The following is a 21565-nucleotide window of genomic DNA, read 5'->3' on the forward strand; positions in this document are numbered from 1 at the left end:
CGTGGGAGGGTGTCGGGGTGAATGTCCTGGATCTGCTGCTGATCGCCGCCGCCATCGGATTCGCCGTGTCGGGCTACCGGCAGGGCTTCGTGGTCGGCATCCTGTCGGTCCTCGGCTTTCTCGGCGGCGGGCTGATCGCCGTCCAGCTGCTGCCGCTGCTGCTCGACCACCTCAACCCCGGCACCACCGCCTCGGTGGTCGCCGTCGTGGTGGTCATCGTGCTGGCGGCGATCGGGCAGGCGATCACCACCCACTTCGGCTGGAAGCTGCGCGGCCACATCGACCGCCGCCCGGCGAAGGCACTGGACGCGGCCGGCGGCTCCGTCGTCAACGTGATCTCGATGCTGCTGGTGGCCTGGCTGATCGGCTCGGCGCTCGCCGGAACGTCCCTGCCTACCGTCTCGAAGCAGGTCCGCACCTCCGCGATCCTCGGCGGCGTCCAGGACGCGCTGCCCTCCGACGCGCCCAACTGGTTCTCCGACTTCTCCAAGGTGCTCGCCCGCAACGGCTTCCCCCAGGTCTTCAACCCCTTCGAGCACGAGCCGATCACCCAGGTCGACATCCCCGACCCGGCGCTGGCCGGCAGCCCGGCGGTGGCCCGGGCCAAGCAGAGCCTGGTCAAGGTGGTCGGTACCGCCACCTCCTGCGGCAAGACCCTGGAGGGCAGCGGCTTCGTCTACGCCCCGCACCGGGTGATGACCAACGCCCACGTGGTCGGCGGCGTCGACGAGCCCACCGTCCAGATCGGCGGCGTCGGGCAGCTGTACGACGCGACCGTGGTCCGCTACGACTGGCAGCGCGACATCGCGATCCTGGACGTGCCCAAGCTGAACGCGCCCGCGCTCGCCTTCGCGGGCGAGGCGAAGACCAACGACAACGCGATCGTGGCCGGCTTCCCCGAGAACGGCTCCTTCAACGTCCAGCCGGCCCGTATCCGCGGCCGGATCCAGGCCAACGGCCCGGACATCTACCACCGCGGCCAGGTCGTCCGCGACGTCTACTCGGTGCGCTCGCTGGTCCGCCAGGGCAACAGCGGCGGCCCGCTGCTTACCCCGGACGGGCAGGTGTTCGGCGTGGTCTTCGCCAAGTCGCTGGACAGTGCGGACACCGGGTACGTGCTGACCGCCGCCGAGGTCCGCGAGGACGCCGACAAGGGCAGCATCGCGACGGCCCGGGTGGACACCCAGGGCTGCGCGCTCTAACCGGACCGCCGTCGGGTCCGCTGTCGGCTCTGTCGCTGGTTCCGCTGTTGGTTCTCCTGCGGGGCCCGCAGGCTGTGTCCCGGGTCCAACCGCCGGTGATGGCCGATATCCGTCGCACCGTCAGTCCTGCCTGGTAGCGTCGGCCGCGCTCACCCGTTCGGCTCAACCGGGCCCGTCCCGGAGTGGGCCCGAGCGGAGGTCGGGAAGTTCGATGATGGGTCACTCGCACGCGGTCAGCGGCGCGATGCTGTACGCGGCCTCGGCGCCCTTCCTGCCGCCGTTGCTGCTGGACACCACGCTGCAGCCGGCCGACATCCTGATGGGCACGGTGCTCTGCGCGGGGGCCGCCCTGCTGCCGGACCTCGACCACCACGACGGGACGATCGCCAACTTCCTCGGCCCGGTCTCCAAGGTGCTCTGCCGCTTCGTGGCCTGGATCTCCGGCGGCCACCGGCACGCGACCCACTCGCTGCTCTTCGTCGCGCTGATGGGCGCCGGCACCTGGGCGGGCGTCACCTTCCTGGGCCGCTACTTCACCCTCGGCGTGACGTTCTTCCTGCTGGCGCTCGCGATCCGCGCCCTGCGGCTGCACCCGCCGGGCGACGGCCCGACCATGTGGATCACCATTATCGGCCTCGCGGTGCTGGGCACCGCCGGGATGAACACCTGGATGCCGAACGCCCCGGGCTGGCTCCCGTACGCGGTCGCGCTGGGCACGCTGGCGCACCTGCTGGGCGACTGCCTGACGAAGAAGGGCGCGCCGCTGCTCTGGCCGCACAAGGAGCGCTACGAGGTGGTGCTGATCAAGCGCAGCGGCAACGACGTCGAGACCAAGGTGCTGGTGCCGATCATGTCGGTGGCGACCTTCGTCCTGCTCTGGTTCACGGCGCTGTCGCCGACGGTGGTGAACTGACCAGCGGTGGTGAACCGACCGCCGGTGGTGAACCGACCGGCGGTGCGGCGGTAAGGATGCGGCGCGGGGCCTCAGGTCTCGCGTCGCAGTCGTACGCCCACCCAGCGGGCGCGGCGGCCGAGGATGCGCGGGATGCCGAGCTGCGGCTGCGTCGAGCGCTGATGGCGCTCCACACCGTCGTATCCGAGGTCGTCCGCCCGGTCGGGGCGGTGGTTGGACCTCGGCGAGCTGTTGTGGCGTCGGCTGCGCGGGGCGCTGCCGTGATCGGGCATCCAGGTCATACCGCAATGGATGCCCCTGGGCCGGTCGGGGTAACCGCCTCAGGGGCTTCGAAAATGGCCTATGCGTTTGTCATATGAGCTAAATGTAAAGGGAGTTGGGACCTAAGGCCCGGCATGATGGGGTCCCTTGGGTCACCCCACCGGCCCGGTCCCGTCGGTCGGTCCTCGTCGGTCAGTCCTTGTGGCGGCCGATCCAGTCCAGCAGCTCCGCGGTGAACTGCTCGGGCGCCTCCTCGTGGGGGAAGTGCCCGACCCCCGGCATCAGCCGCCAGCGGTACGGCGCCGCCACGTACTCCCCGCCGCCGAGCGCGGTGTGCGACAGCAGCACCGGGTCCGAGGCACCCTGGATGTGCAGGGTGGGTGCGGTGATCGGCTTCTTCATCCGGCGGGCGAACTGGATACCGTCCGGGCGGGCCATCGAACGCAGCAGCCAGCGGTAGGGCTCGATCGAGCAGTGCGCGGTGCTGGGGATCTGGATCGCCTGCCGGTACGCGGCCACCGTCGCCCGGTCCAACTGGTTGCGACCGGTCCAGGCGTCCAGGTAGCGGCCGAGCAGCGCGGCGTCGTCGGCCACCAGGCGGCGTTCTGGTATCCACGGCCGCTGGAAGCCCAGCACGTGCTCGAAGGCCGCCATCTGACGGCGGTCCGTCAACAGGGCCCGGCGGAGGTCGCGGGGGTGGGCGGCGGAGACCACGGTGAGGCTGTGGATCACCGACGGCCGCATCACCGCCGCCACCCAGGCCAGCGTGCCGCCGGAGGCGTGGCCGACCAGGTGCGCCCGGCGTTCGCCGAGCGAGCGGATCACGCCGGTGATGTCCAGGGCGAGGTTGCCCGGGTCGTACCCGCGCGGGGTGCGGTCGCTGCCGCCGATGCCCCGCAGGTCGAGCGCGACGGCCCGGTAACCGGCCGCGGCCAGCGCGGTCAGCTGGTGGCGCCAGGCCCACCAGTACTCGGGCCAGCCGTGGACCAGCAGGACCAGCGGACCCTCGCCCAGCTCGGCGATGTGGAAGCGGGCGCCGTTGGCCGCGAGGTCGCGGTGCGTCCAGGGACCGGCCTGCCGGATGTTCCAGGCCGCTGCGGGGACAGCCTCGGGCACCGTCTCCGGGGCTGCTTCGCTGTTGCCGTCGGCGGCCCCGCCGTCGGTACCGTCGGCGAGCCCGTCGGGGCTGTTCCCGGCTGCGCTTTCGGCTGCGTTCTCCCCGTCGGCTCCGGCGGCTTTCCCGTCGGCGAGTCCGTCGGTGCTTCCGGCAACAACGTCCTGACCGGTCGCACGGTCGAGGCCGGGGCCGGTGGACGGCTGCGAGGGCACGGGCTTCTGGTCGAGCGGCATACCGAGAGCGTGTCACATCCGTGCGCCGGACACGCGCCCGGCACTCGCTCTCGGGGCGCCCGGCCGCCGCCGGGAGCCGGACCCGGCGCGTCCGCCGGGTCTTCCCGGTCCCGTCGGCCCTGCCGGCCCTGCCGGCCCTGCCGGCCCTGTCGGTCCCGTCGGTCCCGGCGCCGTGTGGCCGGGTCTACGGGATGCGGCCCAGAGCCCGGTCGATCTCCTCCTGGGTGGCCGGGCGCGGCCGGGCGTTCTTGAGCACGTCGGCGGTCTTCTGAGCGCCCTCGATGGTGCGGTGCGGCTTCTCGATCCGCTTGAACGAGCGCAGCGCCAGCAGCCCGAGCACCACCGCGAGCAGCAGGTACGCGCCGGCCACGATCAGGAACGACCAGCCGAGCGAGAGACCCAGCGCGTGGATCCCGAACGCCGCTGCGGCGCTCAGCATCGGGACGGCGGCCAGCGCCACCACGCCGGCGACCGTCAGCGAGACACCGCCGGAGACGCCGCGCTTGACGTCCGCCCGGAGCTCGGCCTTGGCGAGCGCGATCTCGTCGTGGACCAGCGCGGACAGATCGGCGGTGGCCGCCGCGAACAGCTGCCCCACCGAACGCTCGCCCTCGTAGGGCGCCCGGCCGTTGCTGGACGGGTCTGCGGCTCCTGCGGGCATCAGCGGTTCTCCTCTGCGGCTGTGCGGCGTGACGCCGCCGTACGGTGCGATTCCGGGGACCGGCGGGGGTCCGGTGGCGTCAGTGGACTGTCGACAGCTCAGAATCATGCCCCTACCAGTCAGTCGGACACCACTCCGGGGCCCCGCCGGATGGACGTGTCCCGATGCCGGGGGCCGTTGCGTGGCGTCGCGGGCGGGCCGCCGGTGGCCCCGGGAGCCGGGTGGGGCCGTGGTGGGGCTGCGGTGGGGCGCGACGGGCCTGTGGTGAGGCCGAGGGGGGCGTCCGAGCACTCAGCGGAGTTCGTTGGTGCCGGTGCCCGGGTGCTCGTCCGCCGCCCGTTCCGCCGACTTCGCCAGCCGGGCCTGCCAGGCCGGGTCGTCCTGTTGGTAGACGTCGGGGATGCCGTCGCCGTCCAGGTCGCGGTCCTCCTCCTCGCACAGCTCCCGGTAGTGCCGGTTGCGCAGCTTGAGCAGTACGGTGGCGACCAGCGCGCAGAGCAGTGAGCCCACCAGGACGGCCGCCTTGGCCCGGTCGGCCAGCGCCTGGTTTCCGGGGAAGGCGAGCTCGCTGATCAGCAGCGAGACCGTGAAACCTATGCCGGCCAGCACCGAGACCGCGAACATATCGGCCCACTTGAGCTGAGGGTTCAGCTCGGCACGGGTGAAACGGGCGGTGAGCCAGGTGCCGCCGAAGATGCCCACGGTCTTGCCGACCAGCAGGCCGATGATGATGCCGAGCGGTGTGGCCTGGGTGAACACCTCGCGGAGCGCCGGTCCGGAGATCGTCACCCCGGCCGCGAACAGCGCGAAGACGGGAACGGCGAGCCCGGCCGAGAGCGGGCGGACCAGGTGCTCGATGCGCTCACCGGGGGAGTGCTTCTCGTCGCCGACCCGGTGGCAGCGGAGCATCAGGCCCATTGCGACACCCGCGACCGTGGCGTGGATACCGCTCTCGTGCATCAGCGCCCAGACCACGAGGGCCAGCGGTACGAACAGGTACCAGCCGCGCACCCCGCGCCGGTGCAGGAACCAGAACAGCACCAGGCCGGCGAAGGCCAGTCCGAGCGCCCAGAACTTGATACCGGAGCTGTAGAAGATCGCGATGATCAGGATCGCGATCAGGTCGTCGACCACCGCGAGGGTGAGCAGGAACGCGCGCAGCGCCGAGGGCAGGTGGCTGCCGACCACGGCCAGCACACCGAGCGCGAAGGCGATGTCGGTGGCGGTCGGGATCGCCCAGCCGCCCGGGTGCCCGCCGCTGCCGGAATTGGTGACGGCGAACAGGATCGCCGGCAGCGCCACGCCGCAGACCGCGGCTATGACGGGGAGTATCGCGGCGCTGAGGCTCCGCAGCTCACCCGCCACGAACTCGCGTTTGAGCTCGATCCCGGCCACGAAGAAGAAGATCGTCAGCAGGCCGTCCTTGGCCCAGGCGTCCAGGCTGAGATTCAGGTGGAGCGGGCCGGACGGCCCGATGGTGTAGTCGAGAACGCTCTCGTAGGCATGCGGCCAGACATTGGCCCAGATCAGGGCCACCACGGCGGCGGTCAGCAGCAGGATGCCGCCGACCGTCTCGGTGCGCAGGGCGTCGGTGACGTAGGTGCGCTCGGGAAGCGACAACCGGCCGAGGAGCTGGCGGCGCCGGGTCGTCGGCTCATTGGTGGTCGGTTGGCTGGCCACGAGGGACCTCCTGGGGCGCGGAACGGTCTGCGGATGCACCTGTGGTGCAGTGCCGACCAGACTTCCCGGCGCGCCCTGTGACGCACGGATTCCCGAGTGGGGATCTTGATGCGTCGTTGACAGTCTAACGGGAACCGCAAGGGGACATCCTGATTGTCATACTTCAGGACTTAAGTCGCAGGGGCCTGTTCTGTACTTCTGAGTGGCACCCGAACGGCGGCAGCCGCATGCGGACGGGTGCCGACCTGCGGTCGGATGGTGGACATCCTTCGGATCCGGCCCTTGTCGCTGCTCGTGCCAGCGCGGTGCGGTGAAGGCGTTAACGGCAGACGGCCGGGGCCGGGGGCCGGTGGCCGGCGTCGTGGCGGCTGCGGTCGGGCAGGAAGCGGACATGGGTGTGCCCCTGGTGGTCACCATCGTGACCACCAGGGGCACACCCACGTCCCGGGCGCCGGGCCCCATGCCCGGAGCTCAGCGACTCAGCGGCTCAAGCGGCTCAGGCCTGCACTCAGCCCTCGCTGCCCGCAGCGGGGAGCTGGGACTGGATCAGGTTCATCACGTTGCTGTCCGCCAGGGTCGTGGTGTCGCCGACCTCGCGGCCCTCGGCGATGTCGCGCAGCAGGCGGCGCATGATCTTGCCGGAGCGGGTCTTCGGCAGCTCGCCGACCACCTTGATCTGCTTCGGCTTGGCGATCGGGCCGAGCGTCCTGCCGACGTGCGCGCGCAGCTCCTCGACCAGCTCCGGGCTGTCGGCCGCGGTGCCGCGCAGGATGACGAAGGCGACGATCGCCTGGCCGGTGGTGGCGTCGGTGGCGCCGACCACGGCGGACTCGGCGACGGCCGGGTGGCCGACCAGTGCCGACTCGACCTCGGTGGTCGAGATGTTGTGGCCGGAGACCAGCATCACGTCGTCGACCCGGCCGAGCAGCCAGATGTCGCCGTCCTCGTCCTTCTTGGCACCGTCACCGGCGAAGTAGCGACCCTGGAAACGCGACCAGTAGGTGTCGATGTAGCGCTGGTCATCGCCCCAGATGGTGCGCAGCATCGACGGCCACGGCTCGGTGAGCACCAGGTAGCCGCCGGAGCCGTTCGGGACCTCGTTGGCCTCGTCGTCGACGACGGTGGCCGCGATGCCCGGCAGGGCGCGCTGGGCGGAGCCCGGCTTGGTCTCGGTGACGCCCGGCAGCGGGCTGATCATGATCGCGCCGGTCTCGGTCTGCCACCAGGTGTCCACGATCGGGGCCTTCCCGGCGCCGATGTGCTCGCGGTACCAGATCCAGGCCTCGGGGTTGATCGGCTCGCCGACGCTGCCCAGCACCCGGAGCGAGGACAGGTCGAACTTCGCGGGGATGTCGTCGCCCCACTTCATGAAGGTGCGGATCGCGGTGGGCGCGGTGTAGAGGATCGTCACGCCGTACTTCTGGACGATCTCCCAGAACCGGCCCTGGTGCGGGGTGTCCGGGGTGCCCTCGTAGATGACCTGGGTGGCGCCGTTGGAGAGCGGGCCGTAGACGATGTAGGAGTGGCCGGTGACCCAGCCGATGTCGGCCGTGCACCAGTAGACGTCGGTCTCCGGCTTGAGGTCGAAGACGGCGTTGTGGGTGTAGCTGGCCTGGGTGAGGTAGCCGCCCGAGGTGTGCAGGATGCCCTTGGGCTTACCGGTAGTGCCCGAGGTGTACAGGATGAAGAGCGGGTGCTCGGCGTCGTGCGCCTCGGGGGTGTGCTCGGTGGACTGGCGCTCGGTGATCTCGTGCCACCAGACGTCGCGGCCCTCGGTCCAGGAGATGTCCTGGCCGGTGCGGCGGACCACGAGGACGTGCTCGACCTGCGGGGTCTTGGTCAGCGCCTCGTCGATGGCGGGCTTGAGCGCGGACGGCTTGCCGCGCCGGTAGCCGCCGTCGGCGGTGATGACGAGCTTGGCGTCGGCGTCCTGGATGCGGGAGGCGACGGCATCGGCGGAGAAGCCGCCGAAGACCACGGAGTGGGTGGCGCCGATCCGGGCACAGGCGAGCATCGCGACGACCGCCTCGGCGATCATCGGCAGATAGATCGCCACCCGGTCGCCCTTGACGACGCCGAGCTCCAGCAGCGCGTTGGCGGCCTGCGAGACCTCGTCCTTGAGCTGGGCGTAGGTGATCGAGCGGCCGTCGCCGGGCTCGCCCTCGAAGTGGATCGCGACCCGGTCGCCGTTGCCCGCCTCGACGTGGCGGTCGACGCAGTTGTAGGCCACGTTGAGCTTGCCGTCGGCGAACCACTTGGCGAACGGCGGGTTGGACCAGTCCAGCGTCTCGGTGGGCTCGACGGCCCAGGTGAGGCGACGGGCTTGCTCGGCCCAGAAGCCCAGGCGGTCCTCGGAGGCCTGCGCGTACGCGGCCGCGGTGACGTTGGCGGCTGCGGCGAGCTCTGCCGGCGGGGCGAAGCGCCGCTCCTCCTTGAGTAGGTTGGCCAGGCTCTCGTTGCTCAACGCGCACTCCTCATCGAGTCATGATCGGGGGCATTCCCGTGCGTGGGGATTGTCCCGTGTGTCCCAGCGCACAGCTCACCAGGCGAAGAGGTCAGTTGACAAGAGGCTCCGAGGAATTGGTGTAGACCTTTGATCGAGAGTCGAACGGCCGGGCGACGCGCGACACGCCTCGGCACCGGCGGGTGAGGTGGGCCCGCGCCCCGGCCCGCCCGGCGGGGACACGGGCCCGGCTCTCAGGCGGCCAGCCGGGGGTCGCTCCCGGCCGCCGCCGTGCCGCTGTCCACGTCGACGGCGGAGACCTGTTCGATTTCGTTCGCCTGCTCGGGCGTGTCGCGGGGCCTGACCGGGGCCGCGCCGACGTCGAGCGCCTCGATCGGACTGAAGCGGCCGCTCTCGCGATCGAGCACATAGGCCTGTGCGGTGGCGAGGTCGAAGTACATACCCACCAGCCGGAGTGTGCCCTCGGCGACCCGGCGCTCCACGGCGGGGTTGGCCATCAGCTGGTCCAGCTGCTGGACCACGTTGGTGATGCAGAGCTGCTCCACCAGGTCGACTACCGGGCGGGCGGTGAACTCGGCGGGGACCCGTCGCAGCCGGTCGAGCGAGCCGCGGCCGTTACGCAGCCAGCGGGTGAGCGGGGTCGGCGGTCCCTGGCGCTCGTGCACCCCGTCCAGAAGGGCCTTCATCGCACCGCAGCCGGAGTGCCCGCAGATGGTGATGGAGCGCACCTCCAGCGCCTCGACGGCGTACTGCACCGCGGCCGCCACCGAGTCGTCGGCCGCGCCGGGCTCGAAGGGAGCGGGTACCAGGTTGCCGACGTTGCGGACGGTGAACAGGTCACCCGGCCCGCTGTTGGTGATCATGCTGGTGACCATCCGCGAGTCCGCGCAGGTCAGGAAGAGCTGGGAGGGCGTCTGCCCTTCCCGGGCCAGTCGGGCAAGCTCGGGGCGGACCAGCGGAGCGGTGTGCAGTTGGAACACCCTGACGCCGTCCATCAGCCGACTGTGCGGATCCTCCTGCTGGTCGATGCAGTGGTGGCCGACCCAGGGCGTCCAGGCCCGGCAGCGGTGCGGGCCGGGGGAGCTGCCCGCCCGGACCGTGCCGTCGGGATCGAGGACCTCGTCGTCCTGGCGGCGCGTCACCATCGATACGCGGCCGCCGCCGGCCAGGTGGCCGGCCCGCCAACTGTGCAGGGTCTCGTACGCGGTGTGGTCCAGGAACGAGCCGTCGTGGACGATCGTCACCTCGGCGGTGGCGGGGATTCCGGCCAGCGCCCGGCTCAACCGGGGCACGGCGGTGAAGGTGAGCGGTCCGTGCGTCTGCACCGTGACCGACTCGTCGGAGCCGACCAGGACGTCCACATGGGCGCGGGTCAACCGGTAGAGCGCGAGCAGGACGGCGGTCGCGGCCCCCAGCGCCACGCCGAGCAGGACCCCGAGCAGCACCACGCCGAGCACGGTGGCCAGGTAGACCGGGAATTCGCGGTGCCGGTGCACCTTGCGGATGTGCGCGAAGCTGACCATCTGCAGGCCGACGACCAGGACCAGGGCGGCCAGCGCGGCCAGCGGGATGTGACGGAGCCCCCCGGTGAGCACCAGCGCCGCCACCAGCACCCAGACGCCGTGCAGGATCGAGGACCATCTGCTCTGCGCACCGGCCCGGACGTTGGCGGTGCTCCGTACCGCTCCTCCGGCGACCGGCAGTCCGCCGAGCAGTCCGCTGAGCAGGTTGGCGACGCCCTGGCCGCGCAGTTCGCGGTCGAGGTCCCCGGTGCGGCGGGACATGCGGTCGATGGCGACGGCGGAGAGCAGCGACTCGACGCTCGCCACGGCGGCGACGGTCAGGACGGCGGCGAGGGCACCGGCGAGCGGCCCGTGCGGCAGTTCCGGGGCGAGGTCGTGCGGCTGCCAGGCAGGCAGCCCGACATGGGCGAGCCGCAGGCCAAGGACCATGGAGAGCGCGGTGGCGGTGACGACCGCGGCCAGCGGGCCCGGTACGGCGGCCAGCCGGGCGCCGAACTCGCCGAAACGGCCCGGGAGCCGGCCGAGCCTGGGCCAGCCGAGCAGAACGGCCGCGGTGAGCGTGCCGACGATCAGCGCGGGTGGATGCGGGCCGGCCAACTGGCCGGGCAGGGCGAGCAGGTTGGCGAAGGCCGAGCTCTGCGCGGAGCCGCCGAGGACGACGTGCAACTGCGCGATGGCGATGGTGACGCCGATCCCGGCCAGCATGCCGTGCACGATGGCGGGTGAGACGGCGAGTGCGGTGCGGGCCACCCGGCGTACGCCGAGCACCAGTTGGAGCAGGCCTGCGGCGAGGGTGATGGCGCAGGTGGCCCGCCAGCCGTACTGGGAGATCAGGCCGGCGGTGATCACGGTCAGCGCGGCGGAGGGGCCGCTCACCTGGAGGGGTGTACCGCCGAGCAGCCCGACGGCAATGCCGCCGACGGCGGCCGCGACGAGGCCTGCGGTGAGCGGGGCGCCGGTGGCCAGGGCGATGCCGAGGGAGAACGGCACGGCGATCAGGAAGACCACCAGGGAGGCGGAGAGGTCGTGTGCCCAACGGGCGCGGGAGCCGGGGCCGGGTGGGGCGTGATCGGTGGTGTCGGAGGCGATGGGTGCGCTGGAGATGTCGAGGGTCATTGTCTTCCCGTCTTTCCGGGGGAACGAACGCAGTCAGGTCCGGCGGTGAGTCCGGCTGTGGGCTCGGGGAGTCGGATCGGCTGTCGTGGGTCGCGACGGTGTGGCGGGATGGTGTGGGTGCGGCGGGGAGTGCGGGTGTCACCGGCCGGACCTTGGACCATCAAGGGCCTCAAGAAGAGGACCATCAAGACTCGGTAAACCGAGGGTAATGAAAGCTTTGCACAGCGTCACCTTGGCCGGTAGGTCCGCAGTCCCCGATTCACCCCATTGGGTGGTGTTCGAACCAGCGGAAATCTGCTGATGCCATCGCTGGGTGCGAAACGGGCCGCGGCCTCCCCGGGGTGGGGGAGGCCGCGGCCCGTTCGGTGTCGGATGTGCCCTGTGGCCGCCGGTCAGGCGCGTGCGCCGGCCGCTGTGCTCTGCTCGCCGCCGAGTACGAACTCGCCGTCGACCTGGCTCGCGAGGTCGAGGCCGACCTTGGCGTTGGCCCAGCTCTCGGCGTTGCGGAGGTGGAAGAGGACGGCCTGCTCGGTGTAGCGGCGGGCGTCCCGGCGGTCGTAGGCGGCGTCGACCTCGACCCGCAGCCGCTCCAGGACGGCGCGGTTGGCCGGCTCCAGAACCCGCAGTGGGGGTTCGGCGCCCTGCTCCAGGCGGCGCACCCAGTCGGACTGCCCGAAGGTGGCCAGCAGGTCGTCGCCGACCTCGCGGCGCAGGAAATCCAGATCGCCCGGACCCTGCACCTTGTTGCCGACCACGTGCAGCTCGACGCCGAAGTCGCGGGCGTAGTCCTTGTACTGGCGGTAGACGGAGACGCCCTTGCGAGTCGGTTCGGCCACCAGGAAGGTGAGGTCGAAGCGGGTGAACAGGCCGGAGGCGAAGGAGTCGGAGCCCGCCGTCATGTCGGTGACCACATACTCGTCCCGGCCGTCCACCAGGTGGTTGAGCAGCAGTTCGACCGCGCCGACCTTGGAGTGGTAGCAGGCCACCCCGAGATCCTCCTCGGTGAAGGCGCCCGTCGCCAGCAGTCGCACGGATCCCTCGTCGAGCATGACCGGGCGGGCGCAGGCCGTGTACACCGGGTTCTCCTCGACGATCCGGAGCAGTCGCGAACCCCGGCCTGGCGGCGTGGTCTTGATCATCTCTGCGGCGGAGCCGATCAGGGGGTTGCTGCCGCGCAGATACTCCTTGATCTCCGGCAGGCGTGCGCCGAGCGAGGGCAGCTCTGCGGCCTGGGCGTCAGTCAGTCCGAGTGCGGGGCCGAGGTGCTGGTTGATGTCGGCGTCGACGGCGAGGACCGGGCGGCCGGTGGCGGCCAGGTGGCGGATGAACAGTGAGGACAGCGTGGTCTTGCCGCTGCCGCCCTTGCCGACGAAGGCGATCTTCATCTGGGACTCCGGCTCTCGCTCTGGGCCCTCGCTCCGGGCCTCTTTGCTCGCGGCCTCGTGCGCCGAGGTCGACGGTCCCCAAACCTGGAAACCGTTATCGTCTCCGATAGTGGCCATGCTATCCAGGGTTTCGGGTTCCTCGTCGAAGGGAAGTGAGGATTGCCTCGAACGGGTGATATGGGGTTGCTGTTCCGGGAAATGCCCTCCGTTCATTACTCTCGGGTAGGTGAGCACTGGAACAGATCCCCTCGCCCCGCTGGCCCAGCTCCCCGGAGTGCCCGACGCGGTGGCCGAGGTGCGCAAGGCCGTCGACCGCCTCTACGGTCACCGGGTGATGCGCCGCCGCGCGGCCGAGGTCACCTCCGAGTCGGCGCTGCGCGGCGCCCGTGCCTCGGCGGCACTGGCCGGGGCGGACTGGCCGCTGGAGGAGGTTCGCAGGCGCAGCGACTTCGGCGCGGACCCCGATGCCCGGACGGTCGGCGCGGCCCTGCGGATCGCCGCCGAGGCCGGTCAGCTGCTGAGCGCCTGGCGGCACTCGCCGCTTCAGGTGCTGGCCCGGCTGCACCTGCTGGCGGTCGGCGACGCCGACGCGTCGGCCGGGCGGCCGCGACAGTCCGGGGAGACCGCCGAGGCGCTGTTCCCGTTGGAGCTCAAGCCGGTGGAGAGCGTCGAGGTCGAGGCCGCGACCGGCGGGCCGGTGGCCGAACTGTCTCCAGCCCCCGGGGCCGACGAGGTGTCCGCCCGGCTCGACCAGCTCTCCCGGCTGCTGATCGCCCGCGGGGAGGGGCAGGGGGTGGGGACGCCGGCCCTGGTGGTGGCCTCGGTGGTGCACGGGGAGCTGTTGGCGCTGCGGCCGTTCGCCTCCCACAACGGCGTGATCGCGCGCGCCGCGCAGCGGATCGTACTGATCGCCGAGGGGCTCGACCCGAAGGCGATCTGTCCGGTCGAGGTCGGCCTGGCGGAACTGGGCACGGACGCCTACCGGCGGTCGCTGGCCGGCTATCTGGCGGGCACCCCGGAGGGGCTGGCGGACTGGATCGGCCACTGCGGCCGGGCGCTGCGCCTCGGCGTGCGGGAGAGTACGGCGGTCTGCGAGGCGATGCAGCGCGGCATGGTCTGAGCCGGGTCCGAGGAGGCGGAAGATGCGGCGGCACTCGATCCTGCCGGGTGCCGCCGCTGGTACAGATGCCGGGTGACCATGCATGCACCGGAAGTGCCCATCAGACGGGGATCCTGCCCGTTCGTCTGGTGCGGCGGCCCGACAGCGGGTCGGCTGCATGTGGGTGCTCAGTTATCCGTACGCGCGGTCCGTGTGGCCTGAACTGCGTTGTCGGTTTGACCTCTTAGGTCCTGACCGGGTCTCGCGGGCCGTGCTTCATTTGTATCGCGTTTTGGGCGAAAGGGGAACCCGAAATGAGAAGTCTTCGCCTTTTGACCGTTTTGTCCTAGGCGGGCCGGCCCTGCCGTCCTGGAGCGGCGGGCGTCAGGCCCGGAGAGAGGTCAGGCCGCCGGCCGCCGACGCCTGGCCGCGTACCAGATCACCCCGGCGGTCAGCACGGCCGTGCCGACGGCCACGGCCGTCAGGACGGAGCCGCTCGGTGCCGAGAACTCCGGGAGCCGCCGCCGCAGTTCCACCGGGCGGTCGAAGACCAGTACCGGCCACTCGCGGGCCACCGCCTCCTTGCGCAGGGCGCGGTCCGGGTTGACCGCGGACGGGTGACCCACCGCCTCCAGCAGCGGCAGGTCGGTGGACGAGTCGCTGTAGGCGTAGCACGCGGCGAGGTCGTAGCCCTCGACCTCGGCCAACTCCCGGATGGCCGCCGCCTTGTTCTCGGCGTAGGCGTAGTACTCGATCTCGCCGGTGTAGCAACCGTCCTCGATCTTCAGCCGGGTGGCGATCACGTGGTCCGCGCCGAGCAGGGCGCCGATCGGCTCGACCACCTCGGAACCGGAACTGCTGACGATCACCACGTCGCGGCCGGCCGCATGGTGCTGCTCGATCAGGGAGGCGGCCTCGTCGTAGATGATCGGATCGATCAGGTTGTGCAGGGTCTCGGCGACGATCTCGCGGACCTGCTGGACGTTCCAGCCCCGGGTGAGCGCGGAGAGATACTCGCGCATCTTCTCCATCTGGTCGTGATCCGCTCCGCCGACCAGGAAGACGAACTGGGCGTACGCGCTGCGGAGTACGGCCCGACGGTTGATCAGACCGCCCTGGTAGAAAGGCCGGCTGAAAGCCAGCGCGCTCGACTTGGCGATGATGGTCTTGTCCAGGTCGAAGAAGGCCGCCGTGCGCGGGCCGCCCGTCCGCGGATGGGCGGGTGAGGAGGCCCCACCGGTCCTGGTGGTGCCGTTCGGGGACTCGTCGGCGTACTCGTCGGCGTTCTCGGTGGTGTCCACGGGAACCGAGGATAGAGGGCACCGCAAAACACCCCGCCATTCGGTGTACTCGTGGGCGTGCGGGTTTGTGTTTCTGGCCGCTCGGGTACACCATGGAAGTCACGGATCGTTCGCGACCGTGCTAACCCGGTCCGGCTCCTCCCCCCCGAGTCGGGCTGTGGATAGACGACCCCCGCTCTCCCCCCCGGCGGGGGTCGTCGCACGTCCGGGGCCATTTTCAGGGTTTGAAAGCCTCGCTCCGAGGATGCCGCCGATGGTCCGTGCGGCACGTACAAGGGGTGTCGGGGCGGGCGTCCAGGGATCTGATTTCGTCACTCTGCGTTGTTGATTACTCTCAGTTGTCGATGGCCCGGCGGCGTGCCGAATGGGCCTCGCAGACGTCCCGAAGTGAGGTCGGCCGACGTCGGCCGGGGATCGTGTGAGCCGCGTGCCGGTTCTTCTCGGTGAGCCCGTTTCGTCAATTCTTTGCTCAATAGCCCCCCGCCCGGGTGAACGTAGTTATCCACAGCCCCGAGTTGTCCACAGGGATTCGGAACCGGGCTGACGCAACCCCGATCGCGCTCCACCGTGGTGGTCGGCAGCGGTTGCCGGGCTCGTCCTGCGGGGCGGGCCGGGCAGCCGCCTGCCGGGACCATCCGGATGTGCGCCCGGACCGCTCCGTGCGGACGGGCGCCGCACAGGGGAGAGCGCCATGTCGACACCCACCGCCGACCACACCGCCGCCGACGGCCCCGAGGCCACCGGCCCGCTCGTCGTCACCGAGGACGAGGGCCTGGCAGAGCACCTGCTGCGGCTCTGCGCGGCCGCCGGCACCGAACCCCAGCTGATCCGGGGAGCCTCGCCGCCGCGCGGGCTCTGGGAGGGCTCGTCACTCGTGCTGGTCGGGGACGACCAGGCCGACCGGTGTGCCGGGTTGCCCCGCCGCAACGGGGTGCTGTTGCTCGGACTGGACCTGGACGACCCCGAGGTGTGGGTCAGGGCCGTCCAACTCGGCGCCGAGCACGTGTTGTTCCTGCCCGACGCCGAGGCCTGGCTGCTCGACCGGATCGCGGACGCGGCCGAAGGCGTCGGGACACCGGCGCTCACCCTCTCGGTCCTCGGAGGCCGGGGCGGTGCCGGTGCCTCCACCCTGGCCTGCGCGCTCGCGGTCACGGCCGCGCGGACCGGCCGCCGGACCATACTCATCGACGGTGATCCGCTCGGCGGCGGGCTCGACATCCTGCTCGGCGGGGAGGCGGCCGGTGGTCTGCGCTGGCCCGACCTGGCCGGTTCGCGGGGCCGGGTCAGCGGTGCCGAGCTGGCCAAGGCGTTGCCGGTCCTGAAGCGGCTGACGGCCCTGTCCTGCCTGTCCTGGGACCGTGGCGACACCCTGACCGTGCCGCCCGAGGCCATGCGCAGTGTGCTGGCCGCCGCCCGCCGACGCGGCGGCCTCGTGGTGATCGACGTACCGCGCCACCTCGATCCGGCGGCCGGGCAGGCGCTGGAACAGTCCGACCTGGCACTGCTGGTGGTGCCGGCCGAACTGCGCGCGGTGGCGGCCGCCGACCGGGTCGCGGCAGCGGCCCGCATGCGGCTCGGCGACGTACGGGTGGTGGTGCGCCCGCTGCGGCCCTTCGGCCTTCCGGCCCGCCGGATCGCCCAAGGGCTTCGGCTCGAACTCGCGGGAGAGCTGGATCCGGAGCCCGGGCTGGCCGCCGATGTCGAGAAGGGTGTGCCGCCCGGGATCCGTGAGAACGGTCCGCTCGCGCGGTTCTGCGAGACCTTTCTGGACGAGGTGCTGCCGCCGGTGCCGGTGGCCGGAGGAGGGGTGTACTGATGGTCCGTCTGCGTGGAAACCGCGTCGTGGGCAGCGCTGAAAGCCGCCGGGGCTATGTGCGCGAGCACCGGCCGCTCAGGAGCGTGGCGGCGGACGCCCGGCCGCCGGAGCCGGAATCGCGGCCGGAGCCGCACCCCTATGGGCGGACGGCCCGGGAGGAACGGACGGCGGCGCTGGTGGACGCCGTGCGCTTGCGCTTGGCCGAGTCGGGGGCCGCTCCGACGGCCGGGTCCGTCGCGGCCGCACTGCGGGCCACCCGGCCCCCGCTCGGTGGCGGCGAAGTCCTGGACACCGTGCGCTCGCTGCGGGCCGAACTGGTGGGTGCGGGCCCGCTGGACCGGCTGCTGTCGGCGCCCGGTGTCACGGATGTTCTGGTCAACGGCCCGGACGAGGTGTGGGTCGACCGGGGTGGCGGCCTACGGCGGGCCACCGGGGTCCGCTTCGTCGACGCGGACGCGGTACGGCGGCTGGCCCACCGGCTCGCCACCGCGGCCGGGCGGCGGCTCGACGACGCCCGGCCCTGGGTGGACGCCCGACTGCCGGACGGCACCAGGCTGCACGCGGTGCTGCCGCCGATCGCGGCCGGTTGCACCCACATCTCCCTGCGGGTCTGCCGGCCCCGTCCGTTCACGCTCGACGAGTTGGTGGCCGGTGGGGCACTGCCGGCGGGCGGTGCCCAACTCCTGGCCGGGATCCTGCGGGCGCGGCTGTCCCTGCTGGTCAGCGGCGGCACCGGGACGGGCAAGACCACCCTGCTGGCGGCACTGCTCGGCCTGGCCGAACCGACCGAGCGGATCGTCGTCGCCGAGGATTCCGCTGAGCTGCAACCGGCTCATCCGCATGTGGTCCGTCTGCAGAGCCGGCCGCCCAATCAGGAGGGGCTCGGCGAACTCACCCTGCGGGATCTCGTCCGCCAGGCGCTGCGGATGCGCCCCGACCGGCTGGTCATCGGTGAGGTCCGAGGGGCTGAGGTCTCGGATCTGCTGGCTGCGTTGAACACCGGGCACGAGGGCGGTTGCGGGACCGTCCACGCGAACACGGCGGCGGACGTCCCGGTCCGGCTGGAGGCGCTCGGGTCGCTCGCGGGGCTCGACCGGCCGTCGCTGCACAGCCAACTCCGGGCCGCACTCGACCTGGTGGTGCACCTGGTGAGGGACCCGGGAACCGGCCGGCGGAGGGTTGCCGAGATCCACACACTGGCCGGCGACCGCGAAGGTCTGGCCGTCACCACCCCGGCGGTGACGTTCACGGCGGACGGAGCCACGGTGCCCGGGGCGGGCTGGGAGCGGCTCGTCCGGCTGCTCGCGACGCGCGGGGTGACGCTCACGGACGGTCCGCCGTGACGGCGGAGGCGGCGGCGCTGGCGGGTGCGAGCGTCCGGCCGGCGGAGGTGGCGTTCGTCCTGCTGCTGTGCGGATGTGTGGTCGGCGCCCTGACGCTGCTCGGGGTACGGGGCAGGAATGGCCGACCCGGAAGAAAGAGGGATTTGACATGACGATTCATCAGATTGCCTTGTGCTGGACGTTGGTGCTCTGTGTGGTGGCGCTGGCGGGCTGGCGCTCATTGCAGCGACAGGTGGCGGGCGTCCGGCGGCACGGGCTTCTGCTGGCCGGCGATCCTGGCGGAGGAGGGGGAGGAGATGGGGGCGACGGCGGCGGTCGTATGGTGGCTCGCCGACGTTCGGCCGCCCCCGGATCAGGGGTGCCGGCGCTTCGCCGATGGGCCTGGCTGACACCAGAACTGCTTCTTCTGCCAGGAGGGTTGGCGGCCGGGCAGGCGACGGCGTCGCCCGTGCCATCGCTCGCCGCCGCGTTGGCTGTCCTCCCGCTTCGACGATGGCGGTTGCGGCGCGGCACGGAGGCGCAGGCCCGGCAGCGGGCCGGGGCGGTGGTGGAGCTCTGCGCCGGGCTGGCGGGGGAGTTGCGGAGCGGGGCGACACCGGAGCAGGCGCTGCACGTGGTCACCGCGCGCATCGCCGCCGATCGCGAGATGCTGCGCCGGATCGGCGAGGAGCCCGTGGCGCGGCTGGCGGCCGGCCGATACGGAGGGGACGTGCCCTCGGCGTTCCAACTGCTCGCCGAGCTGCCGGGCGGGAGTGGGGCGACCGCGATCGCCGCCTGCTGGCGGGTCGCCTCCGACAGCGGTTCGGGCCTGGCCACCGGGCTGGACCGGGTCGCCGAGGCGCTGCGCGGCGAGCGCGCGCTGGCCGAGGAGATCGCCGGCGAGCTGGCCGGGCCGCGGACGACGATCGCGGTTCTGGCTGTCCTGCCTGCGGCCGGATTGCTGCTCGGCGTGGCGCTCGGGGCCCGGCCGGTGGACGTTCTGCTCCACACCCCCGCCGGGCTCGCCTGCCTGGCCGTAGGTGCGGTGCTGGAATGGCTGGGCCTGGCGTGGACGTCGCGCATCGTCCGGAGTGCCTCACAGGGCGCTCTGGAGGCTCCCCAGAACGGTCGCCGGGCCGCGGCGAGGCCCGGGCCCGACGAGCGGCGGGACGGCGGTGGATGGCGGTGTGGGATCTCGCGGACGCGAGCCCGTCCCGGCCGGCCCAGCGGATCGTTCCGGGCGGAGGTGATGTTGGGGTGACCGGGGAAGCCGAATGGGCCGGCTGGGGGTCGGCCATGGCGGTGGGAGCATCGCTCCTGTGGTGGCGGGTGGCTCGGCACCGGGGCCGACGGAGGGCGGCGGTGTGGTTCCGGCCCCGGGGGCGGCCTCGACCTCGGGCCCGGCCGCGTAGCGGACAGGCCGGGCGACTCGCCGGGAGCCGCCCGGGCCGCCGGGCCGGGGCGACGGCGCGAAGTCCCGATGCCGCCGGCCGTGCACAGCACCTGGCGGTGGCGAGCTGCACGGCACTCGGTGCGGCCCTGATGGTCGGCGGTGGCGTCGGCCTGGTGGCGGGCGTCCTGCTGGCCTTCGGGCTGAACCGGTGGCTGCCTCGGGCGCGGTCCCCGGTGGAGCGGCGGTCCGTACTGGAGGAGGAGCGGCTCACCCGGCAACTTCCACTGACGGCCGAGCTGCTGGCGGCTTGTCTCGGATCGGCTGCTTCGCCGGCTGTGGCGGTCGCGGCTGTCGGCCGGAGTGTGGGTGCCCCGATGGGGCCCCGGTTGGGCGCGATCGCGGCCGAACTGGCCCTGGGTGCACCGCCGGAGACTTGTTGGAGCAGGCTGGGCGAGGAACGCCCGGCGCTGGCGCCACTGGCCCGCTGCCTGGCCCGGACGAGCCTCAGCGGGGCGCCGGTGGCCGAGCCGCTCGTCGGGCTCGCGCACGGCCACCGGAAAGCGGCCGCGCGAGCGGCGCACGTCCGTGTCCGCCGCGCCGGAGTACTCGCCACGGCGCCGCTCGGGCTCTGCTTCCTGCCGGCGTTCGTACTGATCAGCGTTGTTCCGGTGGTTATCGGGCTCACCGCGCGCTTTGCGCAGTCGATGTGACGATACCTCAAGAATGCTTATTTCTATTCGAGTTGTTGGTCGAGGCTGTTCGTTCTGAAGCGCGGTTTCGTGCCAATCCATCATCATCAAGGAGAGATTCATGGCTGTAGTGATCGTTCCTGGGCCCGCTGTCGGACGCGCGCATCGGGACCTGCTGGGGATGTGCCGTCGTAGAGGCCGCTGGGCGACCGGACAGATCCGTCGGGCGGTTCGCGCCAGGGCCGGATCGGACGCTGGAATGACCACGGCCGAGTACGCGGTCGGCACGCTCGGGGCGTGTGCTTTCGCCGCCGGCCTGTACAAGGTGGTGACCAGTTCGGCCGTCATCGGCGCGCTGACCGAGCTCCTGGACCGGGCGCTTCATGCGACCTGACGGACTATCGGTGGCCTGGCCGCTCCCCCGCCGTTCCCGAACCCGAACCTGGCACCAACCCCGTCCCCGTCCCCGTCCCCGGACTGGGCGGGCTCGTCGGCAACGCGGTCGTGGCGACGCGGGCTTCGCCACGGCGGAGACCGCGGTGGCGCTGCCGGCACTGGTACTGCTTGCCGCGATGCTGATCTGGGGTGTACTCGCGGCGGCCGCCCAGATCCGCTGCGTGGACGCGGCTCGTGTCGGGGCCAGGGCGGCCGCGCGCGGCGAGCCGGATGCTGCCGCGATCGCCCGCTCGGCCGCCCCACCCGGGGCGGCGGTGCAGGTCGGCGTGGAGACCGACACGGTGCGGGTCACCGTGGACGCGCCGTGCGCGGGCCCTGGGAGGCTCGCCGCCGTGCTCTCCGTCCGGCTGAGCGCCACCGCTGTGGCGGCGCGGGAGGACACCCTGGTGGGCGGCGGAGGTGCCGGGTCATGGCCGTCCTGAGCCGCGTCGCGGCAACAGTGCGCCGCGGTGCGTGCGCCCGCAGGGCCCGTACCACCTGTGCCGCCCGGGCGGCGGCGGCAGGTCGCGGGCCGGACACAGGCTCCGCGACGGTCTGGCTGGTCGCGTTCGCGGTGCTCGGCTGCGCGGTGTTCTCCGCGATCCTCTCGGTCGGCGCGGTGGTCGGGGCCCGGCACCGGGCGGAGGCCGCCGCCGATCTGGCGGCCCTCGCGGCGGCCGACCGGCTGCTCCTGGACCAGGACGGCGGATGCGGCCGAGCGGCCGGGATCGCCGCCGCTCAGGGGGCCACGGTGGTGTTCTGCGCGGTGGACCGGGAGGCGGACGCCGTTGAGGTGGTGGCAGAGGTGCCGGTCCGGGGAGTGCCTGTGCATCTGCCGGTCGGTCCGGCGCGTGCCCGGGCCCGCGCCGGACCGGTCCGGGCCGTGACCGGTCCGGCGGAGGAGAGCCTCGACGCGAAGGCGGGTGACTCACGAGCCCCTGGCGCCGGACCGGGC

Annotated in this window: 17 protein-coding genes and 1 pseudogene; 10 read left to right on the forward strand and 8 right to left on the reverse strand. The window is 72.2% G+C overall.

Going from position 1 to position 21565, the window contains the following annotated elements:
- Nucleotides 1-17 precede the first annotated feature (17 nt).
- Together ACIQIB_RS24915 and ACIQIB_RS24920 are read left to right on the forward strand one after the other, a co-directional pair.
- Nucleotides 18-1202, forward strand: a complete 1185-nt coding sequence (locus tag ACIQIB_RS24915; protein ID WP_363604085.1) for a MarP family serine protease — start codon at nucleotides 18-20, stop codon at nucleotides 1200-1202.
- 211 nt (nucleotides 1203-1413) lie between these two features.
- On the forward strand, nucleotides 1414-2115 hold the full coding sequence (locus ACIQIB_RS24920) for a metal-dependent hydrolase (protein ID WP_363604087.1): 702 nt from the start codon (nucleotides 1414-1416) through the stop codon (nucleotides 2113-2115).
- A 71-nt stretch (nucleotides 2116-2186) separates the two neighbouring features.
- On the opposite strand, the gene ACIQIB_RS24925 is transcribed toward ACIQIB_RS24920, so the two are convergent.
- From ACIQIB_RS24925 to ACIQIB_RS24955, 7 genes are all read right to left on the reverse strand, one after another.
- Nucleotides 2187-2396, reverse strand: coding sequence for a hypothetical protein (locus ACIQIB_RS24925; RefSeq protein WP_363604089.1), 210 nt, complete (start codon nucleotides 2394-2396; stop codon nucleotides 2187-2189).
- A 172-nt stretch (nucleotides 2397-2568) separates the two neighbouring features.
- Nucleotides 2569-3726: an alpha/beta hydrolase gene (locus tag ACIQIB_RS24930; protein WP_363604090.1), complete on the reverse strand. Its 1158-nt coding sequence runs from the start codon at nucleotides 3724-3726 to the stop codon at nucleotides 2569-2571.
- A 184-nt stretch (nucleotides 3727-3910) separates the two neighbouring features.
- Nucleotides 3911-4387, reverse strand: coding sequence for a phage holin family protein (locus ACIQIB_RS24935; RefSeq protein WP_363604092.1), 477 nt, complete (start codon nucleotides 4385-4387; stop codon nucleotides 3911-3913).
- Nucleotides 4388-4678: 291 nt separating this feature from the next.
- Nucleotides 4679-6067 (reverse strand): Na+/H+ antiporter NhaA, encoded by a 1389-nt coding sequence (gene nhaA, locus ACIQIB_RS24940; RefSeq protein ID WP_363604094.1) that lies wholly within the window; start codon nucleotides 6065-6067, stop codon nucleotides 4679-4681.
- A gap of 508 nt (nucleotides 6068-6575) precedes the next feature.
- Nucleotides 6576-8531 (reverse strand): acetate--CoA ligase, encoded by a 1956-nt coding sequence (gene acs / locus ACIQIB_RS24945; protein ID WP_400760699.1) that lies wholly within the window; start codon nucleotides 8529-8531, stop codon nucleotides 6576-6578.
- Between the two features lie 233 nt (nucleotides 8532-8764).
- Complete coding sequence (locus ACIQIB_RS24950) at nucleotides 8765-11170, reverse strand: SulP family inorganic anion transporter (RefSeq protein WP_400760701.1); 2406 nt, start codon at nucleotides 11168-11170, stop codon at nucleotides 8765-8767.
- 392 nt (nucleotides 11171-11562) lie between these two features.
- Nucleotides 11563-12555 carry an ATP-binding protein gene (locus ACIQIB_RS24955; RefSeq protein WP_363604098.1) on the reverse strand — a complete coding sequence of 331 codons (993 nt, stop codon included), beginning with the start codon at nucleotides 12553-12555 and terminating at the stop codon, nucleotides 11563-11565.
- A 226-nt stretch (nucleotides 12556-12781) separates the two neighbouring features.
- Between ACIQIB_RS24955 and ACIQIB_RS24960 the strand changes: the two genes are divergently transcribed.
- A complete protein-coding gene (locus tag ACIQIB_RS24960; RefSeq protein ID WP_400760702.1) occupies nucleotides 12782-13675 on the forward strand; it encodes an oxidoreductase in 894 nt (297 codons plus the stop codon).
- Nucleotides 13676-14055: 380 nt separating this feature from the next.
- Here the strand turns inward: ACIQIB_RS24960 and ACIQIB_RS24965 are convergent, their stop codons facing one another.
- The gene (locus tag ACIQIB_RS24965) at nucleotides 14056-14955 is read right to left on the reverse strand and encodes an HAD family hydrolase (RefSeq protein ID WP_400653444.1); all 900 of its coding nucleotides are present in this window, start codon (nucleotides 14953-14955) and stop codon (nucleotides 14056-14058) included.
- Between the two features lie 691 nt (nucleotides 14956-15646).
- Here ACIQIB_RS24965 and ssd point away from each other — a divergent pair.
- The 7 genes and pseudogenes from ssd to ACIQIB_RS25000 all read left to right on the forward strand — a co-directional run.
- Nucleotides 15647-16771, forward strand: a complete 1125-nt coding sequence (gene ssd / locus ACIQIB_RS24970; RefSeq protein WP_400760704.1) for a septum site-determining protein Ssd — start codon at nucleotides 15647-15649, stop codon at nucleotides 16769-16771.
- A 173-nt stretch (nucleotides 16772-16944) separates the two neighbouring features.
- The gene (locus ACIQIB_RS24975; protein ID WP_400760802.1) at nucleotides 16945-18114 is read left to right on the forward strand and encodes a TadA family conjugal transfer-associated ATPase; all 1170 of its coding nucleotides are present in this window, start codon (nucleotides 16945-16947) and stop codon (nucleotides 18112-18114) included.
- Between the two features lie 448 nt (nucleotides 18115-18562).
- A complete protein-coding gene (locus ACIQIB_RS24980) occupies nucleotides 18563-19354 on the forward strand; it encodes a type II secretion system F family protein (RefSeq protein WP_400760706.1) in 792 nt (263 codons plus the stop codon).
- Nucleotides 19355-19635: 281 nt separating this feature from the next.
- Nucleotides 19636-20196 carry a type II secretion system F family protein gene (locus ACIQIB_RS24985; RefSeq protein WP_400760708.1) on the forward strand — a complete coding sequence of 187 codons (561 nt, stop codon included), beginning with the start codon at nucleotides 19636-19638 and terminating at the stop codon, nucleotides 20194-20196.
- A gap of 160 nt (nucleotides 20197-20356) precedes the next feature.
- Complete coding sequence (locus tag ACIQIB_RS24990) at nucleotides 20357-20569, forward strand: DUF4244 domain-containing protein (protein WP_363604203.1); 213 nt, start codon at nucleotides 20357-20359, stop codon at nucleotides 20567-20569.
- A gap of 10 nt (nucleotides 20570-20579) precedes the next feature.
- Nucleotides 20580-21053: a TadE family type IV pilus minor pilin gene (locus ACIQIB_RS24995; protein ID WP_400760710.1), complete on the forward strand. Its 474-nt coding sequence runs from the start codon at nucleotides 20580-20582 to the stop codon at nucleotides 21051-21053.
- Nucleotides 21041-21424 (forward strand): annotated as a pseudogene (locus ACIQIB_RS25000) (Rv3654c family TadE-like protein); the annotation flags it as partial. The gene ACIQIB_RS24995 and the pseudogene ACIQIB_RS25000, both read left to right, overlap by 13 nt.
- Nucleotides 21425-21565 lie beyond the last annotated feature (141 nt).

It is taken from the genome of Kitasatospora sp. NPDC092286 (assembly GCF_044755565.1).
In the GTDB taxonomy this organism is placed as follows: domain Bacteria; phylum Actinomycetota; class Actinomycetes; order Streptomycetales; family Streptomycetaceae; genus Kitasatospora.

Coding starts and splice junctions, on each gene's coding strand:
- ACIQIB_RS24920 (WP_363604087.1), top strand. CDS start 1,414: ATGATGGGTCACTCGCACGCGGTCAGCGGCGCGATGCTGTACGCGGCC.
- ACIQIB_RS24925 (WP_363604089.1), bottom strand. CDS start 2,396: ATGACCTGGATGCCCGATCACGGCAGCGCCCCGCGCAGCCGACGCCAC.
- ACIQIB_RS24930 (WP_363604090.1), bottom strand. CDS start 3,726: ATGCCGCTCGACCAGAAGCCCGTGCCCTCGCAGCCGTCCACCGGCCCC.
- ACIQIB_RS24935 (WP_363604092.1), bottom strand. CDS start 4,387: ATGCCCGCAGGAGCCGCAGACCCGTCCAGCAACGGCCGGGCGCCCTAC.
- ACIQIB_RS24950 (WP_400760701.1), bottom strand. CDS start 11,170: ATGACCCTCGACATCTCCAGCGCACCCATCGCCTCCGACACCACCGAT.
- ACIQIB_RS24955 (WP_363604098.1), bottom strand. CDS start 12,555: ATGAAGATCGCCTTCGTCGGCAAGGGCGGCAGCGGCAAGACCACGCTG.
- ssd (WP_400760704.1), top strand. CDS start 15,647: ATGTCGACACCCACCGCCGACCACACCGCCGCCGACGGCCCCGAGGCC.
- ACIQIB_RS24985 (WP_400760708.1), top strand. CDS start 19,636: ATGGTCGGCGGTGGCGTCGGCCTGGTGGCGGGCGTCCTGCTGGCCTTC.
- ACIQIB_RS24990 (WP_363604203.1), top strand. CDS start 20,357: ATGTGCCGTCGTAGAGGCCGCTGGGCGACCGGACAGATCCGTCGGGCG.